The sequence below is a fragment of the Parvularcula mediterranea genome (assembly GCF_013085255.1).
Lineage (GTDB): Bacteria > Pseudomonadota > Alphaproteobacteria > Caulobacterales > Parvularculaceae > Parvularcula > Parvularcula mediterranea.
The window spans coordinates 411,293-424,660 of record NZ_JABFCX010000003.1; the positions used below are offsets into that span (position 1 = coordinate 411,293).

At 64.1% G+C, this 13,368-nt stretch carries 10 protein-coding genes, 1 tRNA gene and 1 pseudogene; 10 read left to right on the top strand and 2 right to left on the bottom strand.

Features of this window, described 5'->3' with window-relative positions; translation table 11 throughout:
* Nucleotides 1-19 precede the first annotated feature (19 nt).
* On the bottom strand, nucleotides 20-3,592 hold the full coding sequence (locus tag HK107_RS10855; RefSeq protein WP_173199641.1) for an adenosylcobalamin-dependent ribonucleoside-diphosphate reductase: 3,573 nt from the start codon (nucleotides 3,590-3,592) through the stop codon (nucleotides 20-22).
* A gap of 197 nt (nucleotides 3,593-3,789) precedes the next feature.
* On the opposite strand from HK107_RS10855, the gene HK107_RS10860 reads away from it, so the two are divergent.
* The gene (locus tag HK107_RS10860; protein ID WP_173199643.1) at nucleotides 3,790-4,329 is read left to right on the top strand and encodes a cold-shock protein; all 540 of its coding nucleotides are present in this window, start codon (nucleotides 3,790-3,792) and stop codon (nucleotides 4,327-4,329) included.
* 2 nt (nucleotides 4,330-4,331) lie between these two features.
* On the opposite strand, the gene HK107_RS10865 is transcribed toward HK107_RS10860, so the two are convergent.
* The gene (locus tag HK107_RS10865; RefSeq protein WP_173199645.1) at nucleotides 4,332-5,225 is read right to left on the bottom strand and encodes a LysR family transcriptional regulator; all 894 of its coding nucleotides are present in this window, start codon (nucleotides 5,223-5,225) and stop codon (nucleotides 4,332-4,334) included.
* A 103-nt stretch (nucleotides 5,226-5,328) separates the two neighbouring features.
* On the opposite strand from HK107_RS10865, the gene HK107_RS10870 reads away from it, so the two are divergent.
* The 9 genes and pseudogenes from HK107_RS10870 to HK107_RS10910 all read left to right on the top strand — a co-directional run bounded on the left by HK107_RS10870 (nucleotide 5,329) and on the right by HK107_RS10910 (nucleotide 13,159).
* Nucleotides 5,329-6,156 carry a class I SAM-dependent methyltransferase gene (locus tag HK107_RS10870; RefSeq protein WP_173199647.1) on the top strand — a complete coding sequence of 276 codons (828 nt, stop codon included), beginning with the start codon at nucleotides 5,329-5,331 and terminating at the stop codon, nucleotides 6,154-6,156.
* A gap of 213 nt (nucleotides 6,157-6,369) precedes the next feature.
* Complete coding sequence (locus HK107_RS10875) at nucleotides 6,370-6,990, top strand: class I SAM-dependent methyltransferase (RefSeq protein ID WP_173199649.1); 621 nt, start codon at nucleotides 6,370-6,372, stop codon at nucleotides 6,988-6,990.
* A 38-nt stretch (nucleotides 6,991-7,028) separates the two neighbouring features.
* On the top strand, nucleotides 7,029-7,793 hold the full coding sequence (locus tag HK107_RS10880) for an RNA methyltransferase (RefSeq protein ID WP_173199651.1): 765 nt from the start codon (nucleotides 7,029-7,031) through the stop codon (nucleotides 7,791-7,793).
* Between the two features lie 82 nt (nucleotides 7,794-7,875).
* Entirely contained in the window at nucleotides 7,876-9,279 is a 1,404-nt protein-coding gene (locus HK107_RS10885) for an alpha,alpha-trehalose-phosphate synthase (UDP-forming) (RefSeq protein WP_173199653.1), read from the top strand.
* 30 nt (nucleotides 9,280-9,309) lie between these two features.
* The gene (otsB, locus tag HK107_RS10890; RefSeq protein ID WP_173199655.1) at nucleotides 9,310-10,026 is read left to right on the top strand and encodes a trehalose-phosphatase; all 717 of its coding nucleotides are present in this window, start codon (nucleotides 9,310-9,312) and stop codon (nucleotides 10,024-10,026) included.
* Nucleotides 10,013-11,782, top strand: a complete 1,770-nt coding sequence (locus tag HK107_RS10895; RefSeq protein WP_173199657.1) for a glycoside hydrolase family 15 protein — start codon at nucleotides 10,013-10,015, stop codon at nucleotides 11,780-11,782. The genes otsB and HK107_RS10895 overlap by 14 nt, the downstream gene beginning before the upstream one ends.
* 16 nt (nucleotides 11,783-11,798) lie before the next feature.
* Nucleotides 11,799-12,290 carry a hypothetical protein gene (locus tag HK107_RS10900; protein ID WP_173199659.1) on the top strand — a complete coding sequence of 164 codons (492 nt, stop codon included), beginning with the start codon at nucleotides 11,799-11,801 and terminating at the stop codon, nucleotides 12,288-12,290.
* 306 nt (nucleotides 12,291-12,596) lie between these two features.
* Nucleotides 12,597-12,890 (top strand): annotated as a pseudogene (locus HK107_RS16115) (putative metalloprotease CJM1_0395 family protein); the annotation flags it as partial.
* Nucleotides 12,891-13,066: 176 nt separating this feature from the next.
* Nucleotides 13,067-13,159 (top strand) — tRNA-Ser (locus tag HK107_RS10910).
* Nucleotides 13,160-13,368 lie beyond the last annotated feature (209 nt).

The window sequence follows — 13,368 nt, forward strand, 5'->3', positions numbered from 1 at the left end:
CTGCGGGCAAGGCTTTCGCTCAGCTGCAGCCTGAGGACGCGCCACAGCTTTCGCAGCGCAGGCAGGTGCCGTTCCGGACCATCGTGAACTGACCGCACTCTCCGCAGGCGTCGCCTTCATAGCCTTTCAGGCGAGCTTCCTCGCGGTCGTCATGGTCAGCGCCCACAGCGCGCAGGGGCTGCGGCTTAGCCACGGGCTCAGGCGGCTCGGGATCGAGATCGGTGTCTTCGTCCGCTCCGTCGTTGGCGACATCGTCCTTTTTGCGGAAGCGGTCGAAGTCACCGCCGCGCAGGACGACGAGGTTGTCGATCTTCTTTGAGCGCGTGAGGCCCTTCGAGATGAACTTCTGCGCCTCTTTTTCGACGCCTTCTTTTTCGACGCCGCTGCCGACGGTGAAGGTGCCGTCGCCCTCGGGCACGTGGCCGAGGTCGGAGCGGCCGAGATAGGAGATAGCCAGCTCACGGAAGATATAGTCAAGGATCGAGGTCGCGTTCTTGATCCGGTCATTGCCGGTGACGGGCCCTGCCGGCTCGAACCGGGTGAAGAGATAGGCGTCCACGAACTCCTCCAGCGGCACGCCATATTGCAGACCGAGGGAGATCGCGATGGCGAAATTGTTCATCAGCGAACGGAAGGCTGCGCCTTCCTTGTGCATGTCGATGAAGATCTCGCCGATTTCGCCGTCTTCGAATTCGCCCGTGTGCAGATAGACCTTATGCCCGCCGACGGTGGCCTTCTGGATGTAGCCCTTGCGGCGGTCGGGAAGCTTGCGGCGGCCCGGGGTGCGCTCGACTATCTTCTCGACGACGCGCTCGGCGAACACGCGGCCGCGCTCGCCTTGGGGCAGGTCGAGGAGGTCTTCGGCTTCAAGCTCGTCGACCGCGGCTAGCGTGCTGGAAAGCGGCTGGCTGAGTTTCGAGCCATCGCGGTAGAGTGCGACGGCCTTGAGGCCCTGACGGTGAGCGGCGTTGTAGGCTTCGATGCAGTGGTGGACCTGCGCGGCGGCTGGCAGGTTGACGGTCTTGGAGATTGCTCCGGACACAAAGGGTTGGACAGCGGCCATCATGTCGATGTGAGCCGCGACGGAGAGCGCGCGGCTGCCGATCCTGCCGCAGGGAGCGGCGCAATCGAAGACCGGCAGATGCTCGCGCTTCAAGTGGGGCGCGCCTTCCAGCGTCATTGTCCCGCAGCAATAGAGATTGGCGCGGTGGACGTCTTCGTCAGTGAAGCCTAGATCGCGGAGCGTTCTGTACCCTGACTGGCCGAGCTGTTCGTCGTCGAAACCGAGCGTGCCTCGGAGGAAGCTTTCGCCGAGGACCTCCCGGGTGAAGACGTAGGAGACGTCGAAGGCTGTCTTCAGGGCGTCTTCTACGGCCTGAATCTGGCGCTCGCCGAAGCCCTCATCGCGCAGGGCGTCGAAGGGAACGCCGGGGGCGCCTTCGAGGGTCTGGCGACCGAGGGCGTAGGTGGTGATGTCGCGGATTTCGGCTTCGGAATAGCCGAGGCGCTGGAGCGCTCTTGGTACGGACTGGTTGATGATCTTGACCGTGCCGCCGCCGACGAGCTGCTTGAATTTGACGAGCGCGTAGTCGGGCTCGACGCCGGTGGTGTCGCAATCCATTAGGAGGCCGATGGTCCCCGTGGGCGCGATGGCGGAGACCTGGGCGTTGCGGATGCCATGCTCGGTGGAGGCGGTGACGGCATCGTCGAGGGTGGTCGCGGCTGCCTGAGCGAGCCCTTCGAACGGCACGACGGCCTGGTCGAGGGTCATGGGCTCTATCGAGAGGTTCTCATAGTGATGGCTGCCGAGGCCTGCGCGGTGGTTGCGCAGCACACGGAGGGCTGGCTCGCGGTTGGCTTCGAAGCGGTCGAAGGCGCCGACTTTCTCAGCCATCTCTGCCGAGGTGCCGTAGGCGACGCCTTGCATGAGGGCGGAGATGGCGCCTGCGGCGGCGCGGCCTTCTTCGCTGTCGTAGGGGATGCCGGAGGACATCAGGAGCCCGCCGAGGTTGGCGAAGCCGAGGCCGAGGGTCCGGTAGCGCCAGCTCCGCTCTGCGATCGCCGCGGAGGGGTAGCTGGCCATGCCGACGGAGATTTCGAGGGCGATGGTCAGGAGACGGCAGGCGGCTGCGAGGCCGTCATGGTCGAAGCTTCCATCCTCGCGGAGGAACTTGATGAGGTTGACCGAGGCGAGGTTGCAGGCCGTGTCGTCGAGGAACATATATTCCGAGCACGGATTGGATGCGGTGATCTCGCCATCGTTCGGGCAGGTGTGCCACTCATTGATGGTGTCGTGGAACTGGACACCCGGATCAGCGGAGGCCCATGCCGCCTCGCCGATGGTCTGCCAGAGGTCCGCTGCTGGAACCGTGCGGACCTCCGCGCCATCGACGCGGCGCTTGAGGGACCAGTCGGCGCCCTCCTCCACAGCCTGCAGGAAGGCATTAGTGATGCGCACGGAGAGGTTGGCGTTCTGGCCGGAGACCGTGCGGTAGCCTTCTGAGTCCCAGTCGACGCTGAAGACAGGCAGCGAGAGCGCCGCACCGCTCTCGCGCAGCATCCTCAGGGCACGGTCGATCAGTCCCGCGGGCACACCATCACGCTTGGCAGCAGCGACGGAGCGGCGGAGGCGGTCATTGCCTTTGACGTCGAAGCGGACGCTGTCGGGGGCGTCTTCCGTGGCCTTGGCAATGCGGCGGAGGTGGCGTTCGATGACGACGGAACCAGCTGCGAGGCAGGCGACCTTTTCCTCTTCCTGGCGCTTCCAGAGGACGAATTCCTCGATGTCGGGGTGGTCGGCGTCGAGGACGACCATCTTGGCCGCACGGCGGGTGGTGCCGCCTGACTTGATGGCGCCTGCCGCGGCGTCGGCGACTTTCAGGAAGCTGATGAGCCCCGAGGTTGATCCGCCTGCGGAGAGAGGTTCACCGGCCGAGCGCAGGGCGGAGAAATTGCTGCCTGAGCCCGAGCCATATTTGAAAAGCTTCGCCTCGCGGGTGATGAGGTCGAAGACGCCGTTCTCACCGACGAGGCTGTCCTCGACCGACTGGATGAAGCAGGCATGGGGCTGGGGGTGTGCGTAGACATCGGCGACTTCGACAGCCTCGCCAGCTTGCGGGTCATAGCGGAAGTGCCCGCGGCTTTCCGAGCTCAGGCCGTAGGCCCAGTGGAGGCCCGTGGAGAACCATTGGGGCGAGTTGGGCGCGGCGATCTGCTGCTCGAGGAGCGCGAAGATCTCGTCGCGGAAGGTTTCGGCGTCTTCGGGGCTGAGGAGGCCCTGCTTGATGCCGTGATAGGCCCAGGCGGAAGCGATGCGTCCGAAGGCTCGGCGAGCGTCGGTCTCGCTTCCGAGCTCGGCGCCGTCGGCAGGTTTGCGGGGCTGGAGGCTTTCGGGGATCCCCTGCTCCTTAGCCGCCGCGACGGTCGCCGAGGGAACGCCGCGCTTCCTGAAGTACTTCCGCGCGAGGATGTCTGTCGCCAGCTGCGAGAAGCCCTCGGGCACCGAGACGGTGAGCGCCCCAGTGTCCAGCATCACCTCGCGCTCTTCGTAGGCGGGGGCGGGTCTCTTCGAAAACAGCGGTTCGATACGCATGGCGGCCGGTTCTCCTTGCCGAAGCATAGACTACCATTGGCAGTGCTTCGCGGCGAATGGGAAGCCCATCCACGACCCCAAACATTTCATAGCCTTCATACGCTGAACTGCTGTGCAACTGCGCAAAGCAGTGGCCGGATGGATGACAAAAAGCCGCTGCGAACCTATTCTATGCTCTCAACTTGGGAGTGCGCAGCATGACCGACGGCACGCCAGAGGGCCACCGTTCGGACGGCGACACCGCGGAAGTTCGTGAGATCCGCGGCACGGTCAAATGGTTTGACCAGACCAAGGGCTATGGCTTCATCACTCCCGACGATGGCTCCTCGGACGTGATGCTGCACAGCTCCTGCCTGCGTTCCAGTGGGCACGGCACGCCGGAGGAAGGCGCGCTGATCGTCTGCGAGGCGATCAAGCGGGCCAAGGGTCTTCAGGCTGTTCGGGTGATCGACCTCAAGGGCGGGACGGCAAAGCCGATTGCCCCTGCCCCGATGCCGCCCGGCAGCGAGGAGCCTCAGGGCCCGATGAAGGTCCTGACCGTGAAGTGGTTCAGCCGCGCCAAGGGCTATGGGTTCCTGCTCGAGGATGGCTCGACCGAAGACATCTTCGTCCACATGGAAACCGTCAGGGCCGGAGGGTTCACCGAGCTTGAGCCGGGTCAGCTTGTGATGGGGAGCCTTGTGAGAGGACCCAAGGGCCTGCTCGCGAAGACCATAGGGCCACACCGGACCCACTAAGGTCAGAGCTCCTTGCGCAGGCCGTCAGCTATCGCATCGAAGACGACGCGTATCTTCCGGCTGGTGCGCAGCTCCCTGTGGGTGACGAGCCAGACCGGTACCTCGATAGGCTCGGCATCGGGGAAGACTTTCTCCATGCCTTCCACCGCCTCCACAGCATCGCGGGTCAGGATGCTGATGCCGAGACCGGATTTTACGAGTTCGAGGTAGAGAGGCCCGCTAGTCGTCGTGATGGGCAGGTTCGCCTCTGATGCAGGAAGGCCCATGCTGCTCAGCACAGGGAGCACCACGTTCGCGGCCTCGAACCCGATGAAGTCGAGCTGAGCGAGATCGGCCGGGGTCTCCGGCCGCCCTTTGTGGTCGAGGTAGCTCCGGTGGGCATAGAGGTAGGCGTCGATCGTGCCGACCTGCTTGCCGATCAGCTCAGCCTGCATGGGCCTTGTATGGCGAATGGCGATGTCGGCGTCACGGCGGGTCAGGTCCTGAAGCTGGTTCGACGTGAGGACGTGGATCCTGAGGTTCGGGTGCTCCTCGCGCAGTGCACGGAGGATTGGCGGCATCGTGTGGACGGCGAAGAGGTCGGTCGAGGTGATCGAGACCTCGCCGCTGATCTCTTCGGACTGACCCGACGCGATGAAAGAGAGCTTCATGGCGCTGTCGCGCATGGCCCGGGCGTGAACGAGCATCTCGCGGCCTGACTCGGTCAGGATCATCGTCCTCGGCCCGCGCTCGAAGAGGGTCACGCCGAGCTGAGTCTCAAGCGCTGTGACCTGCCGGCTGAGCGTTGGCTGGGTCTGGCCGAGCGCCCGCGCGGCTGCTGACAGGGAGCCCTCCTCGGCCGTGGCGAGGAAGGCCCTGACTTGGGACCAGTCATAGGTGATGGCGCGCCAGCTCATCTATCTGCGTATAGCAAACCTGCAAGTTCCGGCAATTTCTATACGCAGACCGCACTCATAGATCAGCCTCGTCAACAGAACGAACGCGGCAGGAGATCAGAGGATGCAAGGTCAAACGGCGATGGTAGAGCGGGAGCCGAGAACGATCCCGGTGGCGTCGCGCAGCTTTGGCTCGTGGCGGGTCGCGGTGGAGCGGGAGGTCCTGGAGACGGACCGGCTGGCGCAGCGATACGACGAAGAGGCCAAGGGCTGGAAGAAGACCCTCCGCAGGCTGGGCGTTCCCCAGGCCTACAGGTCTGTGTTCGAGACCTGGCGCAACAGGCGCGGCCTCGGCCCGATGGAGGCGCGCGGGTTCAAGGTCCTCGATGCAGGGATCGGCGACGGCGCCTTCGCAGCGGGGATCGTCGGTGCCCTTGGCAGCATGATCCATGTCACCGGCCTCGATATCGCACCGGGGATGCTGGACCTTGCCGGTGAGCTTTTCGAGGGGCTTGGCGTGAAGCACGCTCTTCAGGTGGGCGATGCGCGGCAGCTGCCCTTCCCTTCGAACAGCTTCGACGTCGTGATCTCGGCGCACATGCTGGAGCATCTCGACGATCCGCTGACGGCACTACGGGAGATGCTCCGGGTGCTGAAGCCCGGTGGGGAGCTGATCCTCGCCATAACGAAGCGGAGCTTGCCCGGGAGGCTGGTCCAGCTTCTCTGGCGGACCCATGCCATCGAAGCTGGGGACGCACTCGGATGGCTGACGGACACAGGGTTCGAGGCGGCATCGCTGCTCGAGTTGCAGGGTGCCTCGCTGGTGCGCGCGCTGAGTGTCTTCGTCACTGCAACCAAACCCAACCAAGATGCGGGCGATGCCCTAGGGTCCAGACCCATAAATCTCGCGGGGTTTGGCGTCCGGTCCCTCGCCCGCTCGGCTAGAAGCTGAGGAGCCGAAATGGCTGGCCCTTTTGGTTCCTCAGCGCCGACGTCCGACGGGCGAGGGTCGGACGTCCGAAGGATCGGGCGGTCTGGCGCTCTGTCGTCGTCGCTGAACCTTGAAAGGGCTGGCCCTTCCTGCGGCCCAGCTCCTAGCCAGCGCGCCAGTCCACCTCGACCAAACCCCACGAGATTTGTGGGTCTGAACCCTAAGGAGTCTCTCATGAAAGACGCAACATTCTGGGACCGGATGGCGGAGAAGTACTTCGCCAAGCCGATCGACGACCAAGAAGCCTACGAGACCAAGCTGCGGCTGACCCAGGAGCACCTGTCTCCTGACGCCGAGGTCTTGGAGATCGGCTGCGGCACAGGCGGGACGGCCCTTCGGCACGCGGCGCATGCCAAGCATATCCATGCCGTGGACTTCTCCTCGGAGATGATCCGTATCGGCCGGGAGCAAGCTGCGCGGGATGGGGTCGGCAACGTCTCCTTCGAGGTCGGCGATGCGGTTGGGTACGAGGCCGAGCGGGAGGGCTATGACGCTGTGCTGGCGCTGAGCGTTCTTCACCTGCTTCGCGAGCCGGGGGCGTTCATCGCGAAGGCGGCAAGCTGGCTGAAGCCCGGCGGGGTCTTGGTGTCGAGCACGGCATGCCTTGGCGACAACATGGCATGGTTCAAGCTGGTGGGCCCCGTGGGAAGAGCTGTCGGCAAGATGCCCTACCTCAATGTCTTCAAGGAGGAAGACCTGCTCGGCATGCATCGCGAGGCTGGCTTGACGATCGAGACCCATTGGAAGCCGGGCACGGGCCCTGCGCTGTTCCTGATCGCGAAGAAGGCGGCCTGACTTTCTCCCAAGTGCGCGGCTGTGCTAGCGGCCGCGCGATGACTTCCGATCCTTCCTCTCCCGCCCAGCCGCTGATCGTTCTTGTTCGTCCCCAGATGGGGGAGAATATCGGTGCGGCGGCTCGGGCGATGCTGAACTTTGGCCTGACGGGCATGCGGATCGTGGCGCCTCGCGATGGCTGGCCCAATCCCAAGGCTACAGCGATGGCTGCGGGTGCTGGATCGGTGCTCGATAGCGCGCGGGTCTTCGATACCGTGGCCGAGGCGACGGCGGACTGCTCCTACGTCGTAGCGACGACGGCGCGCCAGCGGGGCCTGTTCCTGCCTGTCCATGATGCCGAGGAAAGCGCGCAGCTGATCCGTCAGAAACAGGCAGGCGGCGAGCGTTGCGCGATCCTCTTCGGCGGGGAGAAGTCGGGCCTAGCCACCGATGATGTGGCCCACGCCAACCAGATCCTGACCCTGCCCGTGAACCCTGAGTTCAGCTCACTGAACCTCGCACAGGCTGTCCTTCTCACCGCCTATGCGTGGCGGCGGGCGGAGGATGCGTCCCTGCCGTTCGAGAGCCCTTACGAGAACGTGCCTGCGCCTCGCGAAGAGCTCGACGGAATGCTCAGCCATTTGAATGGCGTCCTCGACGACGCGGGCTACTTCTACCCCGAAGACAAGAGGAAGACTCTCGAGCGCAACGTCAGGACGCTGTTCACCCATGCCGGTTTCACCGAGGCGGAGATCCGTCTCTTCCGCGGCATGATCAGGCAGCTCGGCTACTGGGGGCGCAGGGAGGACAGCACCTCAGAGTAGCAATTCTTAGCCGGTCTCCTCTAAGGCGTGCGGTAAGAACGAGAGCAGCGGCGGCCTCGAGGCCACTGCGGACGGGTGGACGATGACACGACGACTGGTTGGCGTATCGAACAGGACCGCGGCAGGCGGGCCCAAGGCCGGCGGTTTGGCGGTGGCGCTCTGGGACGCTCTGGTCCAGCGCAAGGGCCTGTGGTTCGGCTGGTCGGGCGAAGTGAACGAGCAGCTCCGGCGCGGCGTCGAGCTGTTCGAGGAGGAAGGCGTCGAGTTCGCCGTCACGGACCTCACCGACAAGGAGCATGACGGCTACTATCTTGGCTATGCGAACAGGTCTCTCTGGCCGGTGCTTCACTACCGCGTCGACCTCGCGAATTTCGATGAGGAAGAGTACTCCTGCTACCGCGACGTCAATCGCCGGTTCGCCAAGCTGCTCTTCCCACGCCTGCGCGATGATGATCTCGTCTGGATCCACGACTATCATTTCTTCCCGATGGCGCAGGACCTGCGCGATCTTGGCTGGACCGGGAAGACGGGGTTCTTCCTCCACGTCCCCTTCCCTCCGCCAGAGATCTTCAAGTCTGTCCCGAACCACCGTGCACTGACGATGGGCATGTGTGCCTCAGATGTCATCGGCTTTCAGACCGTCAGCGACCGGGACAATTTCGCGAAGTACTGCGTCAGTGAACTGAAGGCCGAGCAGGCCTCGCCCGAACTCCTCCAGTTGAATGGTCGTGAGATCCGTATCCGCGCCTACCCAATCGGCATTGACGCCAAAGAGTTCGAGCGCATCGCCGAGGAGGAAGAGGCGCGCAACGCGACGGAGATGATCAACCCGTTCCTGGGCGACAGCCGTGCTCTGATCCTCGGCGTTGACCGGATGGACTATTCCAAAGGCATCCCCAACCGCTTCCAGGCGGTGGGCCGTCTTCTCGACAATGAGCCCGAGCTTCACGGCAAGATCGCCTACACCCAGATCGCGCCCCCCTCGCGGGAGAAGGTGGAGGAGTATCAGGAGCTGCGCGAACAGCTCGATACCCTCGCTGGACGGATCAATGGTGACTATGGCGACCTCGACTGGATCCCCATTCGTTACCTCGCGCGGAGCTATGGTCGGGAACAGCTTGCGGGCCTTTACAGGCTGGCGCGGGTGGCGCTTGTGACGCCTCTTCATGACGGGATGAACCTCGTCGCGAAGGAGTTCGTCGCTGCTCAGAACCCGGAGGATCCGGGTGTGCTGGTGCTCTCGCAGTTCGCAGGCGCGGCGGAGCAGCTGAAAGACGGCGCGCTCCTCGTGAACCCGCACGACATCGCAAACATGGCCGACACGATTGGCGAGGCGCTGTCCATGCCTCTCTCCGAGCGCAAGCGCCGGTTCGAGAAGCTCTCCGCGTCTGTCTTCGGGCAGGATATCGCATGGTGGCGCGAGACGTTCCTCGCTGACCTCGATCCGACGATCGACGCTGCGGAAACCATTGCGGCGCATCGCTGAGCTGCGGCTTGAGGTTTGAGGGAGTTTCGTATGGGCCTCATCACCGCTGAGACGGCGTTGTTTCTCGACTTCGACGGGACGCTCGCACCGCTTCAGGATGACCCTGACGCCGTGGGCCTGCCTGAGGGCGGAGCGGAGCTGCTGCTTGGGTTGAGCGAGAAGTTGGGCGGCGCGCTGGCGCTGGTTTCAGGGCGTGATGCGCGGGACCTGTCACGGCGTGTGCCCAATGCGCTGTGGCGGGCGGGCAATCATGGGGACATGATCATTCCGCCGGGTACGGATGAGCCATCCAAGGTGGAGACCGCGCCTGCTGCGCTTCTTGAGGGAGCGAAGGCCCTCGCCGACCGGCTTGAAGGTGTGCGGCTGGAAGAGAAAGCCCGGGTCATCTGCATTCATTCGCGCACAGCCCCTCAGCATGCCGACGAGATCGCGCAGAAAGTTGAGGAGCTGGCAGCGGCTGTCGGCGGCTACAAGGTCCAGCGCGGCAAAGATATTGTCGAGCTGAAGCCCGAGGGCGTCGACAAGGGCGCGGCCATCGAACGGCTCATGACCGAAGACGCCTTCCGAGGGCGCAAGCCGCTGTTCATCGGCGACGACACCACCGACGAGGACGGCTTCATCGTCTGTATTCACCGCGGCGGTTCTGCCGTGAAGGTTGGCGAGGGGAAGACCCTCGCGCCGCACCGTCTTTCGTCTACGGACGATGTCTGGGAATTCCTGAAGGGAACGCTTCATGACCTCGCTTGAACTTGGCATTATCGGCAATGGCTCGATCGCGGGACTGGTCGATGACCACGGCGCCTACCAGTGGATGTGCCTGCCCCGCTTTGACGGCCAGCCGGTGTTCAATGAGCTCCTCGGCGGCGGCGGCGAGATGCGCTGCGAGCTCTCTAACTGTGTGTCCACGGAGCAGAGCTACATCCGCAACACGGCGGTCCTGAAGACGACTTTGAAGTCGTCCGATGGGTGCGAGGTCGACATCATTGATTTCTGCCCCCGCTTCATCGCCAAGGGCCGGAGCTTCCGCCCCATGAGCTTTGTCCGGCGGATCATTCCGCGCTGCGGCAACGCGCGGATCACTCTGTCGATCACCCCTTCGCGGGGCTGGTCGAACGAGCCGATGAGCACCAAGCGTGGCACGTCGCATATTCGGTACACGGCGGAAGACAATACTATCCGCATGACCACGGATGCGCCGATCTCCTACGTCATGTCAAAGACGCAGTTCACCCTCGACCGGCCGATCAACATCATCTTCACGCCAGACGAGAGCCTGTCCGATGCCCCGGAGCAGCTGGCGCGGGACTGGGAAGAGCGGACCATCGACTATTGGCAGGAATGGTCGCGCCGGCTGGCCGTGCCGTTCGATTATCAGGACGCAGTGATCCGCGCGGCGATCACGCTGAAGCTCTGCGTGTTCGAAGAGACGGGCGGCATTGTCGCTGCACTGACGACTTCGGTGCCGGAGCACCAGGGGTCGGAGCGAAACTGGGATTACCGCTTCTGCTGGATCAGGGATTCCTATTTCACCGTGACGGCGCTCAACCGCCTGTCGTCGGTGTCGACGCTTGAATACTATCTCCGCTATCTGAGGAATGTCGCAGCTCATACGGACGGCGGGCATATTCAGCCGGTCTATGGCGTCGGTGTCGAGGCGGATCTCGAAGAGCATATCGTCAAGACGATGCCGGGCTACAAAAGCCATGGACCCGTGCGCCGGGGCAACCAGGCGGCGGAGCATATCCAGCACGACGTCTACGGACAGGTGATCCTCGGTGCAGCGCAGGCCTTCTTTGACAGGCGCCTGCGTGCCCCTGCTGGAGAGCTCGATTTCCTCGCGCTCGAGAAGATCGGCGATCGGGCTTTTGAGATGCACGACAAGCCGGACGCGGGGATTTGGGAATACCGGACCATCGCCAGCGTCCACACTTCCTCGGCGCTGATGTGCTGGGCGGCCTGTGATCGGCTGGCGAAGATTGCGGAGCATCTTGGCAAACCTGACCGCGAGAACCACTGGCGCGGGCGGGCGAAGATCATCCGTGAGGTGATCGAAAAGGAAGCCTGGAACGAAGAGCGCGGGGCCTATACCGGCGCGTTCGGCGGCGAGGCCCTCGACGCCTCGGTGCTTCTGATGATTGAGGTCGGCTTCGTGGACGGCGAGGACGAGCGTTTCCGCAAGACCGTGGACCTGGTCGACAAGGAGCTGCGCGTTGGCAACGCCGTCTACCGCTATCGGCATGCGGATGATTTCGGCAAGCCGGAGACGGCCTTCACGGCCTGCACCTTCTGGCACATCGACGCCCTTGCGATGACCGGACGGCGGAAAGAGGCGACGGAGCTCTTCGAATACGTCCTCGCCAATCGGACCAAGCTGGGTCTCCTGTCGGAGGACATGGTGCCGGAGACGGGCGAGCTGTGGGGCAACTTCCCGCAGACCTACTCGATGGTGGGCATCATCAATTCCGCGACAAGGCTGTCACGAAGCTGGGCGAGCGTGTGTTAGCGCGGCGGAGGTTCCCATGATCCGATTTGCAGTCCTCGCCTTGCCCTTCGCCCTCGCCGCCTGCGCGGGCGTCAGCGGGATGCCGGTCGAAGATGACGACCTGCCTCCGGTTCAGAGATCCGAGAACTGGAAGGACTGGGGCCGCGAGGAGAACGTCGCGCGCCGGGTGAGCGGGACGCCTCTTGGCACCGAAGCGTTGAAGGCGCGGCTGGTCGGGAATGTGTTATCCGGCTGTTACCCGAACGAGCAAACCTTCTCGGAGCGGCTGACGACGGATGGCAACGTCATCGAAGCCGGGACCGGGAAGCAGCTCGCGAAGTATGCGATCCAGAGCGACCAGCTCTGCTTCCAGTACCCCAACCAGCCCGTCGCTTGCTACACGGTGACCGAGGATAGGGACCGCCTGCTCTTCTACTCCGCCGGCGGTTTCAGGCTGGTCGCGGCGACTGGATGTCCTTTTCCGAAGGACGTGAAGGGCGTGGCTGAAAGCCCGAGCTCAAGCGGCTAAGCAGCCGCCGGGCCGGGAGAGAGAAAAGGCTCTCCTGAGGGCTAAAATCCGAACAATCCGGGTGAGTTTGGGGCAAGGCTCCCGCGCTAAACTGCACCCATGGACCTCCAGGCCACTAGCCCCAAGGGCTCGCGCCCTCTCACCCAGCCAGAGCCTCGTGCCGATCTGGCCGATGGCGGTGCACGGCCGAGCGAGGCTGCGCCTGCGCAAGCCGTGACGCGGGCCGAGGAGACCCCTGAGCTTGGCGACAAGAGGGAGGAGCGCCGCGCTGGCGAGCTGACCGATGGCGAGAAGGCCGTTGTTCAGAAGCTGAAGGCTCGCGACCGCGAAGTCCGTGCTCACGAGCAGGCGCACAAGGCTGTCGGCGGTGAGTATGCCGGCGCGATCTCCTACGACTACCAGCGCGGACCCGATGGCCAGAACTATGCGATCGGCGGCTCGGTCCCAATCGACACGAGCACGGAGCCAACGCCGGAAGAGACCATTATCAAGATGCAGGTCGTCATCCGCGCCGCCCTCGCCCCCGCGGAACCCTCTGGCCCTGACCGCGCCATCGCCGCGGCGGCCCAGGCGAAGCTCGCCCAGGCCCAAGCGGACCTGCAGGTGAAGAAGGCCGAAGAACGCACCGAAAACGCCGCGAAAGCTGGCCGGGCCGTAGGCGTCTACGCCGCTGCAGAGCAGGATCAGAGCACCACGCGCGTCGACGTCGCGGCTTGATTACCCACAATCGTCACAAATGGTTGCAAGCCCAGAAGGCTTGGGGCAAACCCGGCGACGGAGACGTGGCCGAGTGGTCGAAGGCGCTCCCCTGCTAAGGGAGTAAGCGGTTTGTAGCCGTTTCGAGGGTTCGAATCCCTTCGTCTCCGCCAGTTCTTTTATCTCACGGGCCGTAGGCCCTCCGATGGGGCGGGCTGGCCGCCCGGCGACCGGGTTGGTCGCTTGGGTGCCGCCCATTGGTTTGATCCGAAGCTGCTGAGATCAAAGCTGGGTCCGGCGCGAGGTTTCCTCGCCCCCAAGATTCAATTTTTCTGCGCCTCCCTGCTCCCGAAAACTGCCTTCTTGAGACTACGTTGCCATC